Genomic DNA, 21943 nt, shown 5'->3' with positions numbered 1-21943 from the left:
CGCGCCTGACACTAAAAGAGTTTACGGCCGAGCGCCACGCCTCGCTCTCTTGCCCCGGGCGCCCCGGCGGGCCAGATGGGCGCCGTCCTCAGCCAAGGGTTTCGCATGCTCCCGCATCATGGCCGCTTCCCCTATTCCCCCTGGACCGCCCGGGCGCGGGAAAGCTGGCCCTTTGGCCGGAAGCTCGCCGTCTATCTCGGCGTGAACCTCGAGCATTTCGCCTTCGGCGAGGGGCTGGGTGCGGAACTCGCCCCCGGCGGCCCGCAGCCGGATGTGCTGAACTACGCCTGGCGCGAATACGGCAACCGCGTGGGCGGCTTCCGCCTGGTGCAGCTGCTGGATGAGCTGAACCTGCCCGCGACCGTCCTGCTCAACAGCGCCATGTACCACCACGCGCCCGAGCTGGTGGCCGCCCACCGCGCCCGCGGCGACGAGATGGCGGGCCATGGCCGCACCAACAGCGAGCGCCAGAGCACCCTGCCCGAGGCGGAGGAAGCCCGCCTCATCGCCGAAAGCACGGCCGAGATCGTGCAGCATGAGGGCAAGGCCCCGCGCGGCTGGCTCTCGCCCTGGATCGCCGAGAGCCGCGTGACGCCCGACCTGCTGGTGGAGGCTGGCTACACCTACAGCCTCAACTGGTGCATGGACGACCAGCCAGTCTGGAAAACGACGCGCGCCGGGCGACTGCTGAGCATCCCCTACCCGCAGGAGGCGAACGACATCCCGGCCATCGCCGCCCGCAAGGATGGCGCGAAGCAGTTCGCCGACATCATCGTGGATGACTTCCACGAGCGCCTGCGCCAGACGCAGGATGGCGTGCCGCAGGTCATGGGCATCGCGCTGCACCCCTATATCGTGGGCCAGCCCTACCGGATGCGCGCGCTGCGCGAGGCGCTGGCGGTGATCGCCGCGCGGCGGGACGAGGTCTGGATCACCACCGCCGGCGGCATCTACGACCACTGCCTCACCTGGCCGGAAGGGAGCATCGTCTGATGCGCGCGCTGATCCTCGCCGCCCTGCTGGGCCTTTCGGCCTGCGCCGCCACCCAGCCCGGGCCGGAGACGCCGCGCACTGTGGAGCGCGTGGACCTCGCCCGCTATGTCGGCCTCTGGCATGAGGTGGCGCGGCTGCCGCAGCGCTTCCAGGACAGTTCCTCGCTGCGCTGCGAGGAGACGACGGCGGAATACGCCTCGCTGCCCGATGGGCGGATCAGCGTGCGCAATTCCTGCGTGAACGCGCTCGACCCCGCCCGGCCGCGCCGCGTGGCCACCGGCCAGGCCTATGTGGTGGAGGGGAGCAACAACACGCGGCTGCGCGTCAGCTTCTTCTGGCCCTTCTATGGCGACTACTGGGTGATCGGCCTCGACCCCGAATATCGCTGGGCGCTGGTGGGCTCGCCCTCGCGCCGTTCGCTCTGGCTGCTCTCGCGCACGCCCAGCCTGCCGCCGGCGGAGATGGAGCGGGCACTCGGCATCGCGCGCGCGCAGGGCTTCGACCTGGGGCCGCTGATCGTCGCCGGGCGTTAGGGTCTGATCCGCGGAGGTGGAATCACCGGAGCGGTGAATCAGCCCCTCGGCGAAGCCTCAGGCCAGGAGAGCAATTCCGCCGGCCGTGACCAGCACGGCGAGCGCGAAGCGCTTGTAGAAATGCTGCGGGATGACGTGGAAGAGCCGCGCGCCCACCGGCACCGAAAGCAGCAGCACCGGCATCAGGATCAGCAGCTTCGCCAGCACCTCGGCCGTGATCATCCCGAGCCAGAGCGGGCCGAGGATGGAGACGACGGCGATCAGCGCGAAGAACAGGATGAGGTTGGCGCGGTGGCGCTTGGCTTCCTCCGGCCCTGCCAGCAGATAGAGGATGACCGGCGGGCCACTCATGCCCGTGGCGCCCTTGAGCAGCCCGGCGCTGGTGCCCACCAGCAGGTTCAGCCCGAGCGGTCGGCTGCCATGGTAGCGCCAGCCCGAGAGCAGCAGCATGCCGAAGACCAGCACGAAGCCGCCGATGCAGCGGCGCAGCACCTCGGGATCGGCCGTGAACAGCACCACGGCGCCGAGTGGCGTGGCGAGCGCCGCCGCACCCCCGATCGGCAGGATCACGCGCGTATCCGCATCCTTGAAGGCGCGGGGAAGCAATTGGAGGGAGACGAGCAGCTCCATCATCAGCATGACCGGCACGCCGGCGCGCGGGCCCCAGAGCACGGAGTAGATCGGCGCGAGGATCACCGCCGTGCCGAAGCCGGCATAGCCGCGCATCAGGCCGGCGATGGCGGTGGCCAGCGCCGCCGCCCAGACGGGCCAGTCGCTCAGCAGCGCGCCGGCGGTCGAGAGCAGCGCGCTCACTCCTCCACCTGTTCGAGCGTGACGACGGCGAGGTTCAGCAGCACCTTCCCCGCATGCTCGAAATTCACCGTGACACGGTCCCCCACCACGGACTGGACCCGGCCCACACCCCAATCCGGGCAGCCCGGGTGCCGTACCCGCATCCCGGGTTCCATGCCATGCATCTCAAGACCTCTCCTCGCGCGGGGAGCTTGGCGCGCATTTAAACCATCGGGCAACCCGACTCGGCTAAGCCGCCCTGAGGCCCCCGGCCGTCCGATCCTCGCCGGCCGGGCGCCGTGAATTGGCCCGCATCTTGCGCTGCGATGCCCGAGTTGGTCACCCTGCGCCATCCTCAGCGCGGCAGATTTGAGAGAACCTGAAATGCTCCAGCCCCACCGCCTTGCCGAGCTGATGGCCGCGCGGATCTTCCATGACCTGGGCTCCCCCATGGCCAGCATCACGGCGATCCTGCCGCAGGCGACCGAACCGGCCGCCCATGCCATCGTGATGGAGACGGCTGGCGAACTGCGCGCGCGCATGAAGCTGTTCTCCGCCGCCTTCGGCCATGGCGACGATCTCGGCTGGGCCGAACTGGCCGTGCTGCTGCGGGGTGCGCCCATGGCGCATCGGGTGCGTTTCGAACTGCCTGGCGCCACCGCCCCGATGGCCGCGGGCCGCGTGCGGCTGATGCTGTCCCTCGCGCTGCTGGCCGCCGAGGCGCTGCCGCGCGGCGGCGTGGTGCGCGTGGCCGAGGATCCGCATGGCTGGGTCAGCGTCCTGCCGGAGGGGCGTGACGCCGCCTGGTCCCCCACGCTGGCTGAACTCGTGGCCGGCGGCGCCCTGGAGACGGCGCTGGCCGATGGCCCGCGCCGCGTGCTGGCGCCCTGGGCCCTGGCACAGGCCGAAGCCGAGGGGATGGAGCTGAGCTTCGCCCTCGGCATGGGCCAGGCGGTCCCGCCGCTGCGCGTGGGCCCGACCGGCTGAGGGATCTCGCCTTGGCTTGCGATGCAAAACGCAATGCAAGCCGAGGAATCGAGGGCCCTCGATCCTCGCGCCCTGTTTACGCTTTCTTCGCGAGCCCCGCGCCATCTTCCCGCCTGACGCCACCCCGCCTGTCGCGGGGCATGCCGGAAGGGACGCCCGATGGACGATCTGCTCGCCGATTTCCTCACCGAGACCAATGAAGGTCTCGCCAGCCTCGACGCCGCGCTGCTGCAGCTGGAGCGGAACCCGGCCAATGGCTCGGTGCTCTCCGAGATCTTCCGCATCGTGCACACCATCAAGGGCACCTGCGGCTTCCTTGGCCTCCCGCGCCTGGAGGGCGTGGCCCATGCGGCGGAGAACGTGCTGGGGCTTTGGCGTGAAGGCACGCTGCCGGTCACGCCGGCCGGCATCACGCTGATCCTCACCGCCGCCGACCGGTTCAAGCTCATCGTCGCCGGGCTGGAGGCCACCGGCAGCGAACCGGCGGGCGATGACGCCCCTCTCAAGGCCGCGCTGGATGCCGCCGCCTCCGGCGAGGTCGCGGTCGAGGAGATCAACGCGGAGGCGGTCATTCCGGCGGCCGAGACCATCGCCGCCGAAGGCCCCGCCGAGGCCGCGCCCGCCGCCGGCAACGCGCCGCAGACCATCCGCGTCGCGGTGGATGTGCTGGAGGACCTCATGGTCCTGGTGAGCGAACTGGTGCTGACGCGCAACCAGCTCATGCAGCTCGCCCGGGCCGAGGAGAATGCGGCCTTCTCCGTGCCGCTGCAGCGCCTCTCGCAGATCACGTCCGACCTGCAGGACGGCGTGATGAAGACGCGCATGCAGCCCATCGGCAATGCCTGGTCCAAGCTGCCGCGCCTGGTGCGCGACCTCAGCCATGACCTGGGCAAGCGGATCGAGCTGGAGATGCGCGGCGCCGACACCGAGCTCGATCGCCAGGTGATGGAACTCATCAAGGACCCGCTGACGCACATGGTGCGCAACAGCGCCGACCACGGGCTCGAGACGCCCGAGCAGCGGCGCGCCGCCGGCAAGAAGGAGACGGGGCGCATCCTGCTCAACGCCTTCCATGAGGGCGGGCACATCGTGCTGCAGATCGGCGATGACGGGCGCGGCCTGAACACCGATCGCATCAAGGCCAAGTGCATCGCGCAGGGCCTCGCCACCGAGGCGGAGCTTGCCACGATGAGCGAACGCGACATTCATCGCTTCATCTTCCGCGCGGGATTCTCGACGGCGGCCGAGGTCACCTCCGTCTCGGGCCGCGGTGTCGGCATGGATGTGGTGAAGACCAATATCGAGCGCATCGGCGGGACGGTGGATCTCACCTCGCGCGAGCACAGGGGCACCACCTTCAGCATCAAGATCCCGCTCACGCTCGCCATCGCGGCGGCGCTGATCGTCGAGGCGGGGGGCGAGCGCTTCGCCATCCCGCAGGCCGGCGTGCTGGAGCTGGTGCGGGTCGGCGGCGTGGACGGCCCGAAGGTGGAGCGCATCAAGGACAGCGCGGTGCTGCGCCTGCGCGGCCAGCTGCTGCCGCTGGTCTCGCTGCGCCAGGTGCTGCGCCTGGACCATGACGCCGGCGCCGAGGCGGAGGGCTTCGTCGTCGTGACCCAGGTGGCCGGGCAGCTCTTCGGGATCGTGGTGGATCGCGTCTTCGACACGGAGGAGATCGTGGTGAAGCCGGTCGCGCCCATCCTGCGGCACATCACCATGTTCTCGGGCAACACCATCCTCGGCGATGGCAGCGTCATCATGATCCTCGATCCCAACGGGATCGCCCGCGCCTCGGGCCTTGGCCTTGAGGGCGGCACGGAAAGCGGCGCGCTGGAGGAGGCCGCCGCGACCAGCCGCCGGAGCGATCGCCACACCGCCCTGCTGCTGTTCCGCGCGGGCCCCGGGGCGCCCAAGGCAGTACCGCTCGGCCTCGTCGCGCGGCTGGAGAACCTGGATGCCGCGCGCATCGAGCGCACGGGCGAGAGCCTGGTGGTGCAGTATCGCGGTACGCTCATGCCGCTCATTCCGCTCGATCACGGCATCATGCCGGCGGAGACGGGCGAGCAGCCGGTGCTCGTCTTCGGCGATGGCGACCGCGCCATGGGCCTGATGGTGGACGAGATCCTCGACGTGGTGGACGTGCCGCTCGAGATGGACAATGCCGGCCTGCGCCCGGGCTTCCTCGGCAGCTGCGTGGTGGATGGCAAGGTGACCGACCTGCTGGACACCGGCTACTGGCTGAAGCAGGGCCAGTCCGACTGGTTCGAGCCCGCCGTGGTCTCTGGCGCCCGGCCGCGCGTGCTGGTGGCCGAGGACAGCGACTTCTTCCGCAACCTCATCGTGCCCGCGATCATGGCGGCAGGCTATGACGTGACGACCGTCGGCAACGGGCGGGACGCGCTGCGCCTGCGCGAGGCGGGCGAGCGCTTCGACGTCATCGTCTCCGACATCCACATGCCCGAGCTGGACGGCATGGCCCTGGCCCGCGCCGTGCGTGAGGGGGGCCCCTGGGCCGAGCTGCCGATGATCGCGCTCTCCGGTTCCGCCTCGCCGGCGGATGTGGAGCGCGGCCGGGAGGCCGGCTTCAGCGACTACATCGCCAAGTTCGACCGCGACGCGCTGCTGGCCAGCCTGCAGCACTGCCTCCAGCCCATGCTGGCCCGCTGAACCGAGGAACGCCCGATGCAGACCGTCCCCACCAACCCCTCGGCCGAATCGCGCCTGCCCACCGGCGCGATCGCCTCCGATGCCGCCAGCATGATGCTGACGCTGACCGTCGCGGGGCAGCCCTGCGCCGTCCCCGTCCTCGCCGTGCGCGACGTGCTGGGCGTGCAGGCCATCACCCGCATCCCGCTCGCGCCCCGCGAGGTGGCGGGCAGCCTGAACCTGCGCGGCCGCATCGTCACCGCGGTGGATCTGCGCGGGCGGCTCGGCCTGCCGTCGCGCGCGCCGGGTGAGGTCGCCATGTCCGTCGTCGTCGAGGTGGGCGGTGAACTCTACTCCCTGCTGGCTGATCAGGTGGGCGAGGTGCTGACGCTGAACCCCGAGGAGCGCGCGCCCAATCCACCGACGCTGGACGCCTCCTGGAAGGAGTTCTCGCTCGGTGTGCATCGCCGCGATGACCATCTGCTCGTGCTGCTTGATGTCGAGCAGCTGCTGGCGCTCGGCGTCTGAGGGGGCGTGCGATGAGTGGCGAATGCCTGGTGGTGGATGACAGCGCGGTGGTGCGCAAGGTCGCGCGGCGCATCCTGGAGCGCTACGGCTTCAGCGTGCGCGAGGCGGCGGACGGGCAGCAGGCGCTGGACGCCGTGCGAACCGCCATGCCGCGCGCGGTCCTGCTCGACCGCAACATGCCGGTGATGGACGGCATCGGCTTCCTGCGCGCGCTGCGCGCGGAATACGGGCCGGATGAGCCGGTGGTGGTGATGTGCACCACCGAGGCCGGCACGGAAAAGATCCTGGAAGGGCTGGAGGCCGGCGCCCAGGAATATGTGATGAAGCCCTTCGATGAGGAGATCCTGCGCGACAAGCTGGTGCAGGCCGGGCTGCTCGCCGAATGAGTCTCTCCGCGCCGAACGCGCTGCCCAGGACTTCCGCCGCAGGCAAGCTGCGCGTGATGCTCTGCGATGACAGCCCGACCGTGCGCTCGGCGCTGGCGCGCGTGCTGGAGGCCGACCCCGGCATCGCCGTGGTGGCCCGCGTGGGGGATGGCGCGCAGGCGCTGGCCGCGCTCGATGCCGCGCCGCCGGCGGAGCGCGCGCAGGTGGTGCTGCTCGACCTCGAAATGCCCGTGATGGACGGGATGACGGCGTTGCCGCTGATCCTCCGGCGCGAGCCGAAGCCCGTGGTGATCGTGGCCAGCGCGCTCACGCAGAAGGGCGCCAGCGCGACGATGGACGCGATGCGCGCCGGCGCTTCGGACTATATCCCGAAGCCCGGGGCGGCCGGCGGTGGTCTGGCCGATCCGAATTTTCGCGCCGAACTTCTCGCCAAGGTGAAGGGCTGGGCGCGGCTGCGCCAGCCGGCCGCGCGCGCGCCGCTGGCACCCGTGCGCCCCGCGCCGGCCCGCGCGGGCGATCCGCCCAAGGTGATTTGCATCGGCAGTTCCACCGGCGGGCCGCAGGCGCTGGCCGCGCTGGTGCGGCGGCTGCCGCGGCAGATCACATTGCCCGTGGTCATCGTGCAGCACATGCCGGCCGGCTTCACCGCCATGCTGGCCAAGCATCTGGATGGCCTGGGCGGCCCGCCCGTCGCTGAGGCGCGGCAGGGCGATGTGCTGGAGGCCGGGCGCATCCACCTGGCGCCAGGGGACCATCACCTGCTGGCCAAGGCGGAAGCCGGCCGCGTGGTGCTGCACCTCTCCGACGCGCCGCCCGAGAATTTCTGCCGCCCGGCCGTGGACCCCACGCTGCGCAGCCTGATCGCCCTGCATGGCCGCGCGGTGCAGGCCGTCATCCTGACCGGCATGGGGCATGACGGCCTGGCGGGCTGCAAGGCCCTGGCCGCGGCCGGCGGCACCATCTGGGCGCAGGACGAAGCCTCCTCCGTCGTCTGGGGCATGCCGGGCGCCGTCTCGCGCGCCGGCCTCGCCGCGGCGCAGGGAACCCCCGAATCGCTGGGCGACGCCCTGGCCCGAATCTGCGGAGCGCGCTGATGACGCCCACCACCTTCGCCTTCCTCACCGAGATCGTGAAGACGCGCTCCGGCGGCATCATCGGCCCCGACCAGGGCTATATGCTGGAGACGCGCCTGGCGCCGCTGCTGAAGCGCGAATCGCTGGCCGATCTCGACGCGCTGGCCGTGCGTCTGAAAGCACCGCGCGCCGATGCGCTGGCGCAGGAGATGACCGAGCTGCTGACGACGAACGAGAGCAGCTTCTTCCGCGATACCCGCCCCTTCGAGCATCTGCGCGCGCTCCTGCCCGAACTGCACAAGGCGCGCCCCGCCGGCCAGCCGCTGCGCATCTGGTCCGCCGCCTGCTCCACCGGGCAGGAGGCCTATTCCATCGCGATCATCCTGGCCGAGCTGGGCGAGGCTGATCCGGGCTTCAAGACGCGGCGCGTGGAGATCATCGGCACCGACATCACCAGCGCCGTGCTGGCGCGCGCGCGGGCGGGAATCTTCTCGCAATTCGAGGTGCAGCGCGGCCTGCCCATCCGCACGCTGATGAAGCGCTTCGTGCAGGAGGAGACGCGCTGGCGCATCCGGCCCGAAATCGCCGCGCCCTGCCGTTTCGAGAATTTCAACCTGCTGGGCGATCCGCGCCGGCTGGGCAAGTTTGACGTGGTGTTCTGCCGCAATGTGCTGATCTATTTCGACGTGCCGACCAAGGCGCGCGTGCTGGGCGGCATCGCGCAGATCATGGCGCCTGACGGCGCGCTCTATCTGGGTGCGGCGGAGACGGCGATGGGCGTGACGACGGCGCTGGTGCCGAAGCCCGGCGAGCGCGGCGTCTATGGCCTCGCCGCGGGCGCGGAGCCGCAGCGCATGCGGGCCTGATGGTTGCGGGGGTGCCGACCGCGCCCCACAATCCCGCCATGCCCCGAGAGATTCGCCTGAACGCCTTCGACATGGCCTGTGTCGGCCACATCCAGCACGGCATGTGGACCCATCCGCGCGACACCAGTGCCAACTACAACCGCCTGGATCACTGGCTCCATCTCGCGCAGCTGCTGGAACGCGGGCTGTTCGACGGCCTGTTCCTGGCGGATGTGCTGGGCGTCTATGACGTGCTGGATGGCAGCCCGGATGCGGCGCTGCGCGGTGGGGTGCAGGTCCCGCTGCTCGATCCCGCGATGATCATCCCCGCCATGGCGGCCGTCACCTCGCAGCTCGGTTTCGGCATCACGGCCAATCTTTCCTATGAGGCGCCCTATCTCTTCGCGCGGCGGATGAGCACGCTGGATCATCTGACCAACGGGCGCATCGGCTGGAACATCGTCACCGGCTATCTGGACAGTGCCGCGCGCGCCATGGGCCTTGGCCGGCAGATGGCGCATGACGACCGCTACGACATGGCCGATGAGTACATGGAGGTGGTCTATCGCCTCTGGGAGGAGAGCTGGGCGGATGACGCCGTGCGGCGCGACGCGGCGGCGGGCATCTTCACCGACCCCGCGCGCGTGCGGCGCATCGCGCATGAGGGCAAGCAGTTCCGGCTGGATGCGATGCATCTCTGCGAGCCCTCGCCGCAGCGCACGCCGGTGCTGTACCAGGCCGGCGCCTCCGCGCGCGGGATGGCCTTCGCCGCGCGGCACGCCGAATGCGTCTTCCTCAATGGCGGGCCCGCGGCGGATGTGGCGAAGCAGGTGGCCGCGCTGCGCGCGCTGGCCGAGCCACGGCCGATTCGCGTCTTCGTCGGCGCCACGCTGGTGATGGGTCGCACGCGCGCCGAGGCCGAGGAGAAGCTCGCCGAGTATCGCCGCCATTCCAGCGTGGAGGGTGCCTTGGCGCATGCGAGCGCCTCGCTCGGCATTGATTTCGGCCGCTACGGGATGGATGAGCCGATCGAGGCCGGCCCCGGCAATGCGATCCAGTCCAATGTCTCCGCGATGCAGCGCGCGACCGGGCCGCGCTTCACCCGCCGCGGCCTGATCGACCAGTTCATCCTCGGCAGCCGGCAGAAGCCGGTGGTGGGCAGCGTGCAGGAGATCGCCGACTGGCTCGTCGCCTATGTCGAGGAGACGGGCGTGGATGGCTTCAACCTCTCCCGCACCGTCTTTCCGGAATGCCTGGTGGAGGTGGTGGAGCAGCTGGTGCCGGCGCTGCAGGAGCGCGGCGTGTACAAGACCGCCTATGCGCCGGGGACCTATCGCGAGAAGCTGTTTGGAGAACCCCGCCTCGCCGCGCCCCATCCTGCCGCGCTCGCGCGCCGTTGAGCTTGGTCAGATCCCCGCGCCGTCGCAGAGCGACTGGATGAGGAAATCCGCCAGGTAATGCGGGCCTGACGGGTTGGGCGCCGAGAACAGGCACATCTCGGCGGTGCCGAGCGGCGGCAGGTCGGGCAGCTCGACCAGCCCCTCCGGCAAGCCCGCGCGGCCCATGACGGTGAGCGCGAAGCCGGCCTGCGCGGCGGCGGCGATGCCCATCAGGCTGGGCGAGGTATAGACCACCTCCGCCGCGAGGCCGGCGCGCGCGAGGGCGGTCAGCGCGCGGTCGCGGAACATGCAGCCCTGCGGCAGCATGGCGAGCAGCAAAGGCCGGTCTCGCGTCAGTTCGAAATCGGGTGCGGCGACCCACACCACCGCCTCGGTGAAGATGACGCGGCCTTCCGTCTCGCCATCGCGGCGCTTGCCCAGCACCAGGTCCAGCTCCTCCCGCGCCAGCGCCGCGCGGAGTTCATGGCTGCGGCCCACCTCCACCTCGATGCGCAATTCGGGCCAGGTGCGGGCGAAGCTGGCGAGTGCGGGCGCCAGATGGCGCGGCACGAAATGATCCGCCACACCCAGGCGCAGCCGGCCGGCGATGGGCGGGGCGACGAAGCGGCGCACCGCCTCCTCGTTCAGCGCCAGCATGCGGCGGGCATAGGTGAGCAGGCTCTCCCCCTCGCGCGTCAGGGTCACCTGTTTCGTTCCGCGGGTGAAGACCGGCTTGCCGAGCAGATCCTCCAGCCGCTTCACCTTCAGGCTGATGGCGGATTGCGTGAGGCCGAGCGCCTGGCCCGCCGCGGTGAAGCCGCCGCGTTCGGCGACCGTCACGAAGCCGCGCAGCAGGTCGAGGTCGAGATCAGGGACGCGCATGCGCCCTTATCGGCCGGCCAGGGCACAAAAAAAAGGGCGGCCGGAGCCGCCCTTTCCCGGAGGTGCAGCGGGCGACGAGCCGCCGAACCTCCCCAACCCATCCGGCCGCAACGCGGCCGGCGCCGCCCAACCGGGCGATGGGGCCAGCGCGCCCGTGGCGCGGCGAAGCCAAGCGCGCGGAGCGCGCGCCCGGCGCTTGAGGGCGAAAACTACACATCCTCCTCGTAGCCGCCGCCGGCATCGTCATAGCTGCCCGCCGCGTCGTCATAGCCGCCATTGTCGTAGCCGCCGCCCGAGGCGTCATTGCCGCCCCAGCCGGAATTGGCCGCCGCCGCGCCGGGATCGGTCCAGGCGGAGGAGGTGGGCACCGCCTCCTGCCCGAAGGCGCCGCCGCCCGTGGCCGCCGCGGCCGAGCCGCCGCCCGAGAAGGCGTTCATCAGCATGTTGCCCAGCACCATGCCGCCGGCCACACCGGCCGCCGTCATCATGGCGGTGCCGAGGAAACCGGGGCCCTGGCGCTGCGGCATCATGCCGCCCGGGGGCTGCATGGGCTGCGGGCGGGGCGGCATGGGCGCGGGGCGCGAGCCGCCAAAGCCCAGGAAACCACGGTTGTTCGCGGCCTGCGCCTGGCGGTTGGCGTTCTCCAGCTCCCACTCCAGCTCCTGGATGCGGTTCTGCGCCTGGACCAGCGCGTGCTCCTGCACGAAGGCGGTCTGCGTCAGGCGGAAGCGCGCCTCCGGATACTTCTGGAAGAGCTCGGCGATATAGGCATCGGCGGCGGGCTCGATCGGCGGCAGGTTCGCGGCCGGCTGCGCGCCCGTCTGCGGCACGCGGCCGCCCCAGGGGCTGCTCGAGGGCTGGGCGGCCTGCTGGACGCCCGCCACGCGCATCACATAATCGCCAATGATCCGGCGTTCTTCGTCAGTCATGGGGTCCTTCCCTTCAAAAAGGGGCGATTCGGGCCGCCCTGAATGCTGGGGAAATGGCCCGGCGCCCAACGCATTTCAAGAAGTTTAGTTATTCGTCACGCGGAAGAAATACGTGCCGGCAGCCCCGCGGGGCCCCATTCGATGACCGGGCAGCGATCCATCACCACCGTCACGCCCTTGGCGCGGGCGCGGGCGGCCGCGGCCTCATCCACCACGCCCAATTGCAGCCAGACGGCGCGGGCGCCGAGCGCCACGGCCTCATCCATCACGGCGCCCGCTTCCTCGCCGCGTCGGAACACGTCCACGAGGTCGAGCGGGCCGGCCTCGGCCAGGCGCGCCACCACGCGCTGGCCATGGATCTCCTGGCCGGCGAGGCCAGGGTTGATGGGCGTGACCGCATAGCCGCGATCCAGCAGGAAGCGCATGACGCGGAAGGAGGCGCGGTCGGGCTTGGGCGAGGCGCCGACCAGCGCGATCCGGCGGGTGGTGAGGAGCAGCTCGCGAATGTCCATGGCCCTCATATAGGCAAGGGCTTGTCCCGGCGCAGCGGGGGCGCACCTTAAGGCCATGTGGAATCCCTTCGCCCCCCGCCCCCCGGTCGTCGCCCTCGTGCGGCTGGAGGGGCTGATCGCCGCGCGCACCGGTCCCTTCGGCGGGCTGAACGCCTCGGGGATCGAGCCCATCCTGGCCCGCGCCTTCGGGCTGAAGCGGCTCGCCGCCGTCTTCCTCGCCATCAACTCGCCCGGCGGTTCGCCGGTGCAATCCTCGCTCATCGCCGGGCGCATCCGCCATTGGGCGGCGGAGAAGAAGGTGCCGGTCCTCGCCTTCTGCGAGGATGCGGCGGCTTCGGGCGGCTATTGGATCGCCTGCGCGGCCGATGACATCTTCGCGGACCCCGCCTCCATCCTGGGCTCCATCGGCGTGATCTCCTCGGGCTTCGGCTTTCCCGAGGCGATCCAGCGCCTGGGCATCGAGCGGCGCGTGCGCACCGCGGGCACCGACAAGTCGAGCAACGACCCTTTCCGCCCGCAAAGCGCGGAGGAATTGGCACGGCTGGATGGGCTGCTGGCCGAGCTGCATGTGGAGTTCAAGGACTGGGTGCGCGCGCGGCGTGGCGCACGGCTGAAGGCGAGCGAGGAGGAATTGTTCAACGGCCGTTATTGGATCGGCCGCCGCGCGCTGGAACTCGGCCTCTGCGATGGGTTGGCCACGCCGGAGGAAGAGGCGCGGCGCCGCTTCGGCGAGAAGGTGCGGATCATCCCCGTGGGCCGCGCGAAGCGCCGCTTCCCGATGAGCCTGCTGCCAGGCGCCGGCGCCGCGCTCATCCAGGTGATGGAGGAACGCGCGGCCTGGGCGCGGCTGGGCCTGTAGCCCTCAGTCCTTGTGCGACAGGTAATGCGCCAGCGCGACCAGGTCGGCGTCCGACAGCCCCTGCACCGCGCCGTTCATCTGCGTGTCCGGCCCGGCGCGCAGGCCGTCGCGATATTGCGTGAGCGCGTGCAGCAGGTAGTCCTCGCGCTGGGCTGCGACGCGCGGGATCTGCGCGCGGCCGCCATAGTCGGAGACATGGCAGGTGGCGCAATGGCGCGGGCCGCTCAGCGCCTGGCCGGCGGCGAACAGCGCGCGGTCCAGCGGGCGCCGGTCATCCGGCGGGCCCGGCGGCAGCGTGGCGAACCAGGCGGCGATGTCCTGGATGTCCTGGTCCGACTTGCCGACGGCGAATTGCGTCATGGCCGGAACCTGGCGCAGGCCTTCCCGCATGAGGATCATCTGGATGGTGATGAAATCGGCCGGCTGGCCGGCCAGCGACGGGATGTCGGGCATCTGGCTGCGGCCATTGGCCCCGTGGCATTGCGCGCAGGGCTCGGCGAGTGCCGCGCCGCGCTGTGCATCCTGCGCGGGTGCCACGCCCATGGTCGAAAGAGTGGTCGCGGCGGCCAACAGGGCCGCCGCGAAGGTCCGTCGAAGGCTCATCGGCGATAGGTGATCCGGTAGATCGCGCCCATCTGCTCGCCCGAGACCAGCAGCGAGCCATCGCGCAGCACATGCACCTCGGCCGGGCGGTCGGCGAAGCGCTGGTTGGCGTCGTCACGGAAGCCGGTCAGGAACTCCTCCACGCGGGTCACGTTGCCCTGGCCGTCCAGATGCGCGACCACGACGTCATAGCCGCTGAGGCGCGAACGGTTCCAGGAACCGCGGCGCGCGATGAAGATCTGGTTGCGATACTGCTCGGGGAACATGGTGCCCGTGTAGAAGCGCATGCCGAGGACCGCGGTGTGCGGCCCGAGCAGGGCGGCCGGCTGCGAGAACTCGCTGCAGGCGCGGCCGCGGTTGTATTGCGGGTCCGCCCAGGTGCCGAGGCAATAGGGGAAGCCGAAATCCTCACCCACGCGGCGCACGCGCAGCAGGGAGTCCTGCGGGTTGTCGTCACCCACCCAGTCGCGGCCGTGATTGGTGGCCCAGAGCTCACGCGTCGTCGGATGATGGGCGAAGCCCACGGAGTTGCGCACGCCGCGCGCCTCGATGCGGCGGTCGCTGCCATCGGGGCGGAAGGAGACGAGGAGGGCGAACTTGTCGCGGTCCGTGTCGCACACGTTGCAGTTCACGCCGACATTTGTGTAGATCCGGCCATCGGGGCCGAGCGAGGCGTATTTCCAGTGGTGATTGCCGCCATGCTCCTGCTCGGTCGGCAGGGCGAAGGCGGCCGTCAGGTCCACCGGCGCCGGCGGGCTGTCGAGGTTCGCCTCGACATTGTCGTAGCGCAGCACGCGGTTGACGGCGAAGATGTAGAGGCTGTTGCCGATCATCACGAGGCCGTTGGGCTGCGGCAGACCCTGGGCGAAGATGCGCGTGCGCGTCGTGCCGTCCGGGTTGCGCGTGATGGCATAGACGCGGCCGATGGCGCGGGTGCCGGCGAAGAGCGTGCCGCCCGGTGCTTCCGCGATGGCGCGCACGCCCGGGATGCCATGGGCAAAGACCTCGGCCTGGAAGCCCTGCGGCAGGCGGATGGAGGAGACCGGCACCTGGTCGAGCGGCGTGACCGTCAGGCGCGGCGCGTGGGGCGCGAGCGTCGAGCCCTCGGGCCGGCCGACGGCCCAGCCGGGCACGGGGGCCGGCGTGGCGGCGGGCGCCTGGGCGAAGGCGGGGCCCGCCATGAGCAGCGCGGCCATGCCTAGCAGATTGCGTCGGATTGTCATGAGTTTCTCTCCCTGCTCCCTTTGCGGGCGCCCTGTTGCGAGCGTTGCCCGGCAAGGGAAGGACGAAACACCGTGGCTGGCAAGCCCTGTCGCTGAGGGGATGATTCACCGCTTCGGTGTTCCACCTCAGCGGATCATGCCCTAGGCGCGCCGCGCGAGCTGCTTGTTCTCGAGCTTGGACAGCAGCCGCACCACCGGCCAGAGCAGGATGAAATAGGCGACCGCGGCGGCCATGATCGGCGTCGCGTTGAAGGTCACGCTCTGCGCCTGGCGCGCCTGGAAGAGCAGCTCCGGCATCGCCACCACGGCGGCGATGGAGGTGAGCTTCACCACCTCCAGCGTGTTGGAGATCAGATCCGGCAGCACATTGCGCACCGCCTGCGGCAGCACGACGAGGCGCATGGTCTGCCAGCGGCCGAGGCCGAGCGAGCGCGCAGCCTCCGCCTGGCCGGCCGGGACGCTGGCGATGCCCGCGCGCAGGATCTCGCCATAATAGGCGCCGGTGTTGAGGAAGAAGCCGATGGCCACCGCCGTGAAGGCGCTGACCTCCAGCCCCGCGAAGGGCAGGCCGGCATAGACGAAGACCAGCAGCACGAGCGGCGGCAGGGCGCGGAACACATCCACCCAGGCCATGAGCGGCCAGCGCACCCAGCGGCTTTTGGCGGTGGAGAGCAGCGCCAGGATCATGCCCCCCAGCAGCCCGAGCGGCACCACCACCACGGAGAGCAGCAGCGTCTGGCCCAGGCCCTGCAACAGGATGGGCCAGGCCTCCATGAGGATCTGGATGTTGAAGAAGGCGTCTATGAAATCCTGCATGGCGCTACCGCGCCCGCTTGTAGCGCTGCTCGACCCAGCGGCCGGCGATGACGACGGGCAGGAAGAGGATGAGATAGGCGACGGCGCCCAGCGTGAGCGGCGTCGGGTTGAAGGAGAAGGAGACGCCGGCCTGCGCCGCGCCCAGGATCTCCGGCACCGCGACCACGGAGGCCAGCGCCGTGCCCTTGGTGATGGCGATGGTGCGGTTGACCAAAGGCGGGATCACCATGCGCACCGCCTGCGGCAGGATGACCAGCGCGAAGGTGACGAGGAAGCCCAAGCCCAGGCTGCGCGAGGCTTCCCATTGGCCTTGCGGGATGGCGGTGATGCCGGCCCAGAAGATCTCCTCCGCGAAGGCCATGAGCACGAGCGAGAGCGCGAGCCAGGCGGCCACGAAGCCCGACATGGAGACGCCCGCCGCCGGCAGCCCGAAATAGAGCAGCACGATGATGACGAGCGGCGGCAGCGCGCGGAACAGGTCCACCGCGAAGATGATGAGCCAGTTCACCGGCCTGAGGCCCATGGCGCGGATCACCGCCAGCAGCAGGCCGACGACCACGCCGGTCACGATGATGCAGCCCGCCAGCGCCAGCGTCAGCCAGAGCCCCTCGATGATCTTGGGCGTGTATTCGGCGGCGACGCGGGCGTTGAGGAAGCTGTCGGCGAACTTGTCCCAGCCGCTCATTTATTCAGGCCCGCGACGCGCAGCCGCCACACCAACCCTCCGCGTCGCGGGCATACTGGATATCAACCGCAAGTCGGGTTCTGCGGCGTCGCGTCATAGCCGGGCAGGCCGGGCACGCCATAGCCCGGGAATTCCACGCGCTCGGCCTGATCCGGGCCGGGTGCATTGCCGAACCAGCGCTCGCTGAGGCGTGCGATGGTCCCGTCGCGCTTCATGCAGACGATCACATCCTCCACCTGGTTGCGCAGCGCGCCGCTGTCCTGGCGGAAGGGTGTGCCCCAATGCAGGCGCGTGCCGGGCAGCACGAAGTCGGCAACGTATTGCGGCGTGCGAGAGGCCGAGAAGCGCACCACCGTGTTGCCCGAGAGGTTCGCATAGGCGCGGCCCTGGATGACGGCCTGCACCGCATCGGGCTGGGTGTCGAAAGCCAGCAGCGTCAGGTTCAGGCGCTCGGCATTGCGCGTCACCCATTGCTCATAGGGCGTGCCCTTGTTCACGCTGATGGTCTTGCCGCGCAGATCCTCCTCGGAACGGATCGGCGGCGTGCCGCGGCGGATGCCGAATTGCAGCTCGGTCCAGAGATAGCCCTCGGTGAAGAGCAGGCTCTGCGCGCGCTCCGGCGTCACGGTCGTGGGCGCGCAGAGGAAATCATACCGGCCGGCATTCATCGCGGGGATGAGGCCGGAGAAGGAGGCGCTGTCGATCACGATCTCACGCCCCATGCGGCGCGCCACCTCGCGGAAGAGGTCGATCTGGAAGCCCTGAACGCCACCCTGCAGCGAGGGGAAGGCGTGCGGCGCGAAGGTGCCGTCCACGGCGCAGCGCAGCGGCGGCTGGGCGGCGGGGGCCTGCGCGAGGGCCAGGCCCGGCAGGGCAGCGGCAGCAACGGCCGCGGCGAGGAGAAGGCGACGCATGATGGACCTCATGAATTCCGGACGGCGCGAAGCTTCCACCTGTTTCGGGTGCGACGCAACGTGCCCAAGGCGCATGCAAGCCTGCCCCGAAATTGCCTCGCTTCGTCCCTTTTGCCGCCCGACCGGCCCGGCACAACCGCGCTCAGGAGATCATCGCCATGCAGCGCGTCGGGTTCAGCTTCGTCCTTTTCGGCCTCGTCCTCATCCTGGCCGTCGTTGCCGTGCTGCTCACCGATGGGCTGGCGCCGGGGCGGGTCGCGCCGGGCTTTGCGGCGCTGGCGGCCGCGCTGGGCGGGCTTTGCCTGGTGCTTGGCCTTTACGGGCTGGAGCGCGGGCGCGACGCAACCCGTCACATGGGCTGAGACGCGGCCCCTGTCATTGCGATCGCGCAAGGCGCGCGCGGTGAAACGGCAGCGCAGCCCAGCGTTCATTCTGCTTGCTTCGAGCCTGCGAGGGCATAGGCTTTCCTGGCCGGAGAACCGGCGGAGGGGAAAGCCATGTGCAACGGATGCGTCGCCAATATCTTCGGCAAGTTCACGCTGGGCCGGGGCCCGACGCGGCGCGGCCTGCTCGCCGCCTCGGCCGTCACCGCCGCCACCGCCGTGGCGGGCAGCCCCGCCCGCGCCCAGAGCGGCCAGGCCGAGACCATCTTCCGCGGCGGCGCGGTGCTGCCGGCGCCGGGGCGCCTGGCGCCCGCGCAGGCGCTGGCCATCGCCCGGGGCAAGGTGATGCTGGCCGGCAGCGACGCCGATGTGATGGCGCTGCGCGGGCCCAACACGCGCATCGTGGACCTCGCCGGCCGCACCTTGCTGCCGGGCTTCATCGATCCCCACCAGCACAGCCTGACCGGCGGGCTGATCACCGCCGTCTTCGACGATCTCGGCTACAAGACCTATCGCACGCGGGCCGAGGTGATGGCGGCGATGCGGGCCAAGGCGGCGCGCACTCAGCCCGGGCAATGGCTGCTCTGGTGCAATTTCGACAATCTGCTCCAGGGCGGCGACTTCTCGATGGCGGAGCTGGACACCGTCTCCACGCAGCATCCCATCCTCGTCTACTACATCAACATGCATGACGCGGCGGCCAACAGCGCCGCCTTCCGCGCCGCCAACATCCCCGACGATATCGGCCCGCTGCCTGGTGGCGGGCGCTTCGGCCGGGGCCCCGATGGCAAGCTGGACGGCACCATCTTCGAGGAATCGGCGCTCCGGAAATTCGCCGTCGCCATGCCGCCCATCACGCCGGCCTTCGTCGCGCAGGCGGCGCTCAACTGGTTCCGCACCAATGCGGCGGCCGGCAACACCACCGTGCACGAGGCGGGCGTCATCGGCGATGCCGCCATGCTGCAGGGCTATGCGCGCATCGCGTCCGAGGCGATGTGCCGCGCCAGCACCAGCCTGATGTTCGAGGCGATGGCGCTGGGCGATGCCTATAAGCAGTACGGCTACGGCGCGCAGGCGACGCAGATCCCGAATTCGCCGCTGACGATCTACGGCATCAAGATCGTGGGCGACGGCTCGAACCAGACGAAATCGGCGGACCAGACGCAGCCTTACCTGGGCGGGACGAGCAAGGGCTACCCGAACTTCAACGCGGCCGACATGCATCGCATGGTGGCGGAGGTGAAGGCCAATGGCTGGCCCGTGCTGGTGCATTGCAACGGCGATGCGACCATCGACCTGGCGCTCGACGCCATCGAGGCCGCCTATGGCGCCAACCCGGCCACCGGCGTGAACCGCATCGAGCATTGCACCATCACGCGGCCCGATCAGATCGAACGCATGAAGCGCCTCGGCGTGCAGCCGAGCTTCCTGATGAACCACATCTATTTCTACGGCGCCGCCTATCGCGACACGCTCTTCGGCCCCGAGCGCGCGGCGCGCGCCGACAGCGCCGGGGATTTCGTCCGCGCCGGCATGCCCTTCACCCTGCACACGGATGCACCCTGCTCCAATATCGGCGGGCTGCAACTGATCCAGACGGCGGTCACGCGCAAATGCAGCGTGGATGGCAGCATCGTGGGCCCCGAGCAGGCGATCTCGCTGGATGATGCGCTGAAGGCCGTCACCATCCACGCCGCGGGGCAGATCGGCCAGGCGCATCGCCTGGGCACGCTGGAGCGCGGCAAGGAGGCGGACCTCACCATCCTCGAGCGCAACCCCTACAGCGTGGACCCGAACACGATCATGGACATCAAGGTCAGCCAGACCTGGGTCTCGGGCGTGGCCAAGTTCGGGGCTTGAGCCGAGGGCGGTTCACGCCTTCTCGGGGTACATCGCCAGCAGCGCGGCCTCGTTCGCCGCGCAGCGGCCGCGCTCGGTGATCAGGCCGGTGACGAGGCGCGCGGGCGTCACGTCGAAGGCGGGGTTCGCCGCCGCGCTGCCGCCGGCGACGACGCGCACCGTCTCGATGCGGCCATCCGCGGTGCGGCCGGTCATGTCGGTGACCTCGGCGCCGCTGCGCTCCTCGATCGGGATTTCGGAAACACCGTCGCGCACGCGCATGTCGAGCGTCGAATGCGGCAGCGCCACCCAGAAGGGCACGCCATTGTCATGCGCGGCGAGCGCCTTGAGATAGGTGCCGATCTTGTTCGCCACATCGCCCGTGCGCGTCACGCGGTCGGTGCCGACGATGACGATGTCCACCTCGCCATGCTGCATGTAGTGGCCGCCGGCATTGTCGGCGATCACCGTGTGCTTCACGCCATGCGCGCCGAGCTCGAAGGCGGTCAGCGCCGCGCCCTGGTTGCGCGGGCGGGTCTCATCCACCCAGACATGCACGTCGAGCCCCGCATCATGCGCCATGTAGATGGGGGCCAGCGCCGTGCCCCAATCCACGGTGGCGAGCCAGCCGGCATTGCAATGGGTGAGCACATTCACGCGGCCCTTTTTCGCCGCGATCTCCTGCAGCAAAGGCAGGCCGTTCTCGCCGATGCGGCGGCAGGTCTCGGCATCGTCATCGGCGATGTGCGCGGCCTCGGCATAGGCGACGGCGGCGCGCTGCTCGGCGGGGAGGTTGTGCAGTTTCGCGCGCTGCCGGTCGAGCGCCCAGCGGAGGTTGATGGCGGTGGGGCGGGTTTCGTTCAACGCCTCCAGCACCGGGTCGAGATTCGCGGGGTCCGTGCGCATGGCGAGTGCGACGCCATAGGCGGCGACGGCGCCGATGAGGGGCGCGCCGCGCACCTGCATGGAGCGGATGGCGTGCGCCGCCTCCTGCCAGGTGGTGAGGCGGATCTGTTCGACGATCCAGGGCAGCTTGGTCTGGTCGAAGATGCGGACCGACCATTGGTCGTCATCGAGCCAGACGCTGCGATAGGCGATTCCGTTGATTTTCATGCTTGGTCTCTACGGTCCGGAGGTGCAGGAACCTGAGGTTCCTGCTGGGGTGAGGGGCAAAGCCCCTCAAACTCGCTGATGCAAGGCCGCGATCAGTGTGAACAGCCTGCGCGCCGTCTCGAAATCCACCGCGATGCGGCCTTCCAGCCGCGTGGTCAGCAGCTCCGCCGCCTCGTTGTGCAGTCCGCGCCGGCCCATGTCGATCGCCTGGACGCGGGCATCCATGGCACCGGTGGTCACCGCTTCCTCGTGGTTTTCCACCAGCATCAGATAGTCCTTGATGAGGCGGCGGAAGGGGCCGAGGACGAGGATGATGGCGCGCAAAGGCGCGTCGTCCTTGTCGCGGATGTCGAGGATGAGGCGGCCTTCGCGCACCATCAGATGGAGCGCGAAGGGGCCGGGGCCCAGGCCCTCGGGGTCGAAGCGGTTGCCGCGCAGCAGATCCTCGATGGCCTGGCGCCGGTCCGCCTCGGCATAGGCGGAGGGCGGGGGCGGCGCCTCGGGCAACTCGATGCGGATCAGGTGGCGGTCAGGCACAGGGGGTCAGCCGGTGGTGTCGTTGCCGAAGCCGAAGCGGCTCATCAGGCCCACGGTGGCGCCCTTCACGGGGCGCAGCAGCAGGGTGGTGGCGATGGCGAAGGTCGGAATCCAGACGGCCATCTGGATCCACATCTCCGGCGCATAGGCCTTCTCGATCCAGAGCACGGGCGGGATCAGGAGGTGGCCGACCAGAAAGATGGTGAAATAGGGCGGCGCGTCATCGGCGCGCAGCTTGCCGAGCGGCGCGTGGCAGACCTCGCACTCCTTGGCGACACGCAGATAGCCCTGGAAGACATGCCCCTCGCCGCAGACCGGGCAGCGGTTCCGGGCGCCGCGCCAGAGCGAGACGCGCAGCGGCGGCAGGGCCGCGGCCGCTTCGGGGGCCGGGCGGTCCGGTTGCCAGAGGGTGGGGGGGGCTGCTTCGGGCATGGTGCACCGCACAAATGAAGGTTCGCGGGCAGTGTGGCAAGAAAAACCGGTTCC

General features: G+C 70.2%; 25 protein-coding genes. 12 read left to right on the top strand and 13 right to left on the bottom strand.

Features of this window, described 5'->3' with window-relative positions; all coding sequences use genetic code 11:
- Window positions 1–105 precede the first annotated feature (105 nt).
- Together KTR66_RS09190 and KTR66_RS09185 are read left to right on the top strand one after the other, a co-directional pair.
- Window positions 106–993 carry a polysaccharide deacetylase family protein gene (locus tag KTR66_RS09190; RefSeq protein WP_213612276.1) on the top strand — a complete coding sequence of 296 codons (888 nt, stop codon included), beginning with the start codon at window positions 106–108 and terminating at the stop codon, window positions 991–993.
- Entirely contained in the window at window positions 993–1526 is a 534-nt protein-coding gene (locus KTR66_RS09185) for a lipocalin family protein (RefSeq protein ID WP_213612275.1), read from the top strand. Before KTR66_RS09190 ends, KTR66_RS09185 begins: the two co-directional genes overlap by 1 nt.
- Before the next feature lie 57 nt (window positions 1527–1583).
- On the opposite strand, the gene KTR66_RS09180 is transcribed toward KTR66_RS09185, so the two are convergent.
- The gene (locus KTR66_RS09180) at window positions 1584–2339 is read right to left on the bottom strand and encodes a TSUP family transporter (protein WP_371819069.1); all 756 of its coding nucleotides are present in this window, start codon (window positions 2337–2339) and stop codon (window positions 1584–1586) included.
- Window positions 2336–2503 (bottom strand): DUF3553 domain-containing protein, encoded by a 168-nt coding sequence (locus tag KTR66_RS09175; RefSeq protein ID WP_213612274.1) that lies wholly within the window; start codon window positions 2501–2503, stop codon window positions 2336–2338. Before KTR66_RS09175 ends, KTR66_RS09180 begins: the two co-directional genes overlap by 4 nt.
- Window positions 2504–2702: 199 nt before the next feature.
- On the opposite strand from KTR66_RS09175, the gene KTR66_RS09170 reads away from it, so the two are divergent.
- The 7 genes from KTR66_RS09170 (at window position 2703) to KTR66_RS09140 (ending at window position 10183) form a co-directional block, all read left to right on the top strand.
- Entirely contained in the window at window positions 2703–3305 is a 603-nt protein-coding gene (locus KTR66_RS09170) for a histidine phosphotransferase family protein (protein ID WP_213612273.1), read from the top strand.
- Between the two features lie 159 nt (window positions 3306–3464).
- Window positions 3465–5972: a chemotaxis protein CheW gene (locus KTR66_RS09165; RefSeq protein ID WP_213612272.1), complete on the top strand. Its 2508-nt coding sequence runs from the start codon at window positions 3465–3467 to the stop codon at window positions 5970–5972.
- Window positions 5973–5987: 15 nt separating this feature from the next.
- On the top strand, window positions 5988–6479 hold the full coding sequence (locus KTR66_RS09160; RefSeq protein ID WP_213612271.1) for a chemotaxis protein CheW: 492 nt from the start codon (window positions 5988–5990) through the stop codon (window positions 6477–6479).
- An 11-nt stretch (window positions 6480–6490) separates the two neighbouring features.
- Window positions 6491–6865, top strand: coding sequence for a response regulator (locus KTR66_RS09155; RefSeq protein WP_213612270.1), 375 nt, complete (start codon window positions 6491–6493; stop codon window positions 6863–6865).
- Complete coding sequence (cheB, locus tag KTR66_RS09150) at window positions 6862–7959, top strand: chemotaxis-specific protein-glutamate methyltransferase CheB (protein ID WP_249731970.1); 1098 nt, start codon at window positions 6862–6864, stop codon at window positions 7957–7959. The genes KTR66_RS09155 and cheB overlap by 4 nt, the downstream gene beginning before the upstream one ends.
- A complete protein-coding gene (locus tag KTR66_RS09145; RefSeq protein ID WP_213612269.1) occupies window positions 7959–8804 on the top strand; it encodes a protein-glutamate O-methyltransferase CheR in 846 nt (281 codons plus the stop codon). Before cheB ends, KTR66_RS09145 begins: the two co-directional genes overlap by 1 nt.
- Window positions 8805–8842: 38 nt before the next feature.
- On the top strand, window positions 8843–10183 hold the full coding sequence (locus tag KTR66_RS09140) for an LLM class flavin-dependent oxidoreductase (protein WP_213612268.1): 1341 nt from the start codon (window positions 8843–8845) through the stop codon (window positions 10181–10183).
- Window positions 10184–10189: 6 nt separating this feature from the next.
- Here KTR66_RS09140 and KTR66_RS09135 read toward each other — a convergent pair whose 3' ends face one another.
- From KTR66_RS09135 to KTR66_RS09125, 3 genes are all read right to left on the bottom strand, one after another.
- Entirely contained in the window at window positions 10190–11044 is an 855-nt protein-coding gene (locus KTR66_RS09135; protein WP_213612267.1) for a LysR family transcriptional regulator, read from the bottom strand.
- 209 nt (window positions 11045–11253) lie between these two features.
- Complete coding sequence (locus tag KTR66_RS09130) at window positions 11254–11973, bottom strand: DUF2076 family protein (RefSeq protein WP_213612266.1); 720 nt, start codon at window positions 11971–11973, stop codon at window positions 11254–11256.
- A 95-nt stretch (window positions 11974–12068) separates the two neighbouring features.
- Window positions 12069–12494, bottom strand: a complete 426-nt coding sequence (locus KTR66_RS09125; RefSeq protein ID WP_213612265.1) for a CoA-binding protein — start codon at window positions 12492–12494, stop codon at window positions 12069–12071.
- A gap of 46 nt (window positions 12495–12540) precedes the next feature.
- Here KTR66_RS09125 and KTR66_RS09120 point away from each other — a divergent pair, with 46 nt between their 5' ends.
- Window positions 12541–13344 carry a S49 family peptidase gene (locus tag KTR66_RS09120; protein WP_213612264.1) on the top strand — a complete coding sequence of 268 codons (804 nt, stop codon included), beginning with the start codon at window positions 12541–12543 and terminating at the stop codon, window positions 13342–13344.
- Between the two features lie 3 nt (window positions 13345–13347).
- Here the strand turns inward: KTR66_RS09120 and KTR66_RS09115 are convergent, their stop codons facing one another.
- The 5 genes from KTR66_RS09115 to KTR66_RS09095 form a co-directional block, all read right to left on the bottom strand.
- On the bottom strand, window positions 13348–13947 hold the full coding sequence (locus KTR66_RS09115) for a c-type cytochrome (RefSeq protein ID WP_213612263.1): 600 nt from the start codon (window positions 13945–13947) through the stop codon (window positions 13348–13350).
- A complete protein-coding gene (locus KTR66_RS09110; RefSeq protein ID WP_249731969.1) occupies window positions 13944–15170 on the bottom strand; it encodes a sorbosone dehydrogenase family protein in 1227 nt (408 codons plus the stop codon). Before KTR66_RS09110 ends, KTR66_RS09115 begins: the two co-directional genes overlap by 4 nt.
- A gap of 141 nt (window positions 15171–15311) precedes the next feature.
- A complete protein-coding gene (locus tag KTR66_RS09105; RefSeq protein WP_213612262.1) occupies window positions 15312–15986 on the bottom strand; it encodes an amino acid ABC transporter permease in 675 nt (224 codons plus the stop codon).
- 4 nt (window positions 15987–15990) lie between these two features.
- Window positions 15991–16671: an amino acid ABC transporter permease gene (locus tag KTR66_RS09100; protein ID WP_213612261.1), complete on the bottom strand. Its 681-nt coding sequence runs from the start codon at window positions 16669–16671 to the stop codon at window positions 15991–15993.
- 62 nt (window positions 16672–16733) lie between these two features.
- Window positions 16734–17585 (bottom strand): transporter substrate-binding domain-containing protein, encoded by an 852-nt coding sequence (locus KTR66_RS09095; RefSeq protein WP_213612260.1) that lies wholly within the window; start codon window positions 17583–17585, stop codon window positions 16734–16736.
- A gap of 158 nt (window positions 17586–17743) precedes the next feature.
- Here KTR66_RS09095 and KTR66_RS09090 point away from each other — a divergent pair, with 158 nt between their 5' ends.
- Both KTR66_RS09090 and KTR66_RS09085 read left to right on the top strand, forming a co-directional pair.
- Window positions 17744–17947, top strand: coding sequence for a hypothetical protein (locus tag KTR66_RS09090; RefSeq protein WP_213612259.1), 204 nt, complete (start codon window positions 17744–17746; stop codon window positions 17945–17947).
- Between the two features lie 135 nt (window positions 17948–18082).
- Window positions 18083–19828, top strand: coding sequence for an amidohydrolase (locus KTR66_RS09085; protein WP_213612258.1), 1746 nt, complete (start codon window positions 18083–18085; stop codon window positions 19826–19828).
- Window positions 19829–19840: 12 nt separating this feature from the next.
- Here KTR66_RS09085 and mtnA read toward each other — a convergent pair whose 3' ends face one another.
- The 3 genes from mtnA to KTR66_RS09070 form a co-directional block, all read right to left on the bottom strand.
- Window positions 19841–20920 (bottom strand): S-methyl-5-thioribose-1-phosphate isomerase, encoded by a 1080-nt coding sequence (gene mtnA / locus KTR66_RS09080; protein WP_213612257.1) that lies wholly within the window; start codon window positions 20918–20920, stop codon window positions 19841–19843.
- A gap of 66 nt (window positions 20921–20986) precedes the next feature.
- Window positions 20987–21457 (bottom strand): UPF0262 family protein, encoded by a 471-nt coding sequence (locus KTR66_RS09075; RefSeq protein WP_213612256.1) that lies wholly within the window; start codon window positions 21455–21457, stop codon window positions 20987–20989.
- A gap of 6 nt (window positions 21458–21463) precedes the next feature.
- Window positions 21464–21889: a DUF983 domain-containing protein gene (locus tag KTR66_RS09070; protein WP_213612255.1), complete on the bottom strand. Its 426-nt coding sequence runs from the start codon at window positions 21887–21889 to the stop codon at window positions 21464–21466.
- Window positions 21890–21943 lie beyond the last annotated feature (54 nt).

The sequence above is a fragment of the Roseococcus sp. SDR genome, assembly GCF_019083995.1.
Lineage (GTDB): Bacteria > Pseudomonadota > Alphaproteobacteria > Acetobacterales > Acetobacteraceae > Roseococcus.
The sequence above is the reverse complement of the archived record's forward strand: the minus strand, read 5'-3'. Positions and strand labels throughout refer to the sequence as shown.

Coding starts and splice junctions, on each gene's coding strand:
- KTR66_RS09190 (WP_213612276.1), top strand. CDS start 106: ATGCTCCCGCATCATGGCCGCTTCCCCTATTCCCCCTGGACCGCCCGG.
- KTR66_RS09185 (WP_213612275.1), top strand. CDS start 993: ATGCGCGCGCTGATCCTCGCCGCCCTGCTGGGCCTTTCGGCCTGCGCC.
- KTR66_RS09175 (WP_213612274.1), bottom strand. CDS start 2,503: ATGCATGGCATGGAACCCGGGATGCGGGTACGGCACCCGGGCTGCCCG.
- KTR66_RS09170 (WP_213612273.1), top strand. CDS start 2,703: ATGCTCCAGCCCCACCGCCTTGCCGAGCTGATGGCCGCGCGGATCTTC.
- KTR66_RS09165 (WP_213612272.1), top strand. CDS start 3,465: ATGGACGATCTGCTCGCCGATTTCCTCACCGAGACCAATGAAGGTCTC.
- KTR66_RS09160 (WP_213612271.1), top strand. CDS start 5,988: ATGCAGACCGTCCCCACCAACCCCTCGGCCGAATCGCGCCTGCCCACC.
- KTR66_RS09155 (WP_213612270.1), top strand. CDS start 6,491: ATGAGTGGCGAATGCCTGGTGGTGGATGACAGCGCGGTGGTGCGCAAG.
- cheB (WP_249731970.1), top strand. CDS start 6,862: ATGAGTCTCTCCGCGCCGAACGCGCTGCCCAGGACTTCCGCCGCAGGC.
- KTR66_RS09145 (WP_213612269.1), top strand. CDS start 7,959: ATGACGCCCACCACCTTCGCCTTCCTCACCGAGATCGTGAAGACGCGC.
- KTR66_RS09140 (WP_213612268.1), top strand. CDS start 8,843: ATGCCCCGAGAGATTCGCCTGAACGCCTTCGACATGGCCTGTGTCGGC.
- KTR66_RS09135 (WP_213612267.1), bottom strand. CDS start 11,044: ATGCGCGTCCCTGATCTCGACCTCGACCTGCTGCGCGGCTTCGTGACG.
- KTR66_RS09130 (WP_213612266.1), bottom strand. CDS start 11,973: ATGACTGACGAAGAACGCCGGATCATTGGCGATTATGTGATGCGCGTG.
- KTR66_RS09125 (WP_213612265.1), bottom strand. CDS start 12,494: ATGAGGGCCATGGACATTCGCGAGCTGCTCCTCACCACCCGCCGGATC.
- KTR66_RS09120 (WP_213612264.1), top strand. CDS start 12,541: ATGTGGAATCCCTTCGCCCCCCGCCCCCCGGTCGTCGCCCTCGTGCGG.
- KTR66_RS09115 (WP_213612263.1), bottom strand. CDS start 13,947: ATGAGCCTTCGACGGACCTTCGCGGCGGCCCTGTTGGCCGCCGCGACC.
- KTR66_RS09110 (WP_249731969.1), bottom strand. CDS start 15,170: ATGACAATCCGACGCAATCTGCTAGGCATGGCCGCGCTGCTCATGGCG.
- KTR66_RS09105 (WP_213612262.1), bottom strand. CDS start 15,986: ATGCAGGATTTCATAGACGCCTTCTTCAACATCCAGATCCTCATGGAG.
- KTR66_RS09100 (WP_213612261.1), bottom strand. CDS start 16,671: ATGAGCGGCTGGGACAAGTTCGCCGACAGCTTCCTCAACGCCCGCGTC.
- KTR66_RS09095 (WP_213612260.1), bottom strand. CDS start 17,585: ATGCGTCGCCTTCTCCTCGCCGCGGCCGTTGCTGCCGCTGCCCTGCCG.
- KTR66_RS09090 (WP_213612259.1), top strand. CDS start 17,744: ATGCAGCGCGTCGGGTTCAGCTTCGTCCTTTTCGGCCTCGTCCTCATC.
- KTR66_RS09085 (WP_213612258.1), top strand. CDS start 18,083: ATGTGCAACGGATGCGTCGCCAATATCTTCGGCAAGTTCACGCTGGGC.
- mtnA (WP_213612257.1), bottom strand. CDS start 20,920: ATGAAAATCAACGGAATCGCCTATCGCAGCGTCTGGCTCGATGACGAC.
- KTR66_RS09070 (WP_213612255.1), bottom strand. CDS start 21,889: ATGCCCGAAGCAGCCCCCCCCACCCTCTGGCAACCGGACCGCCCGGCC.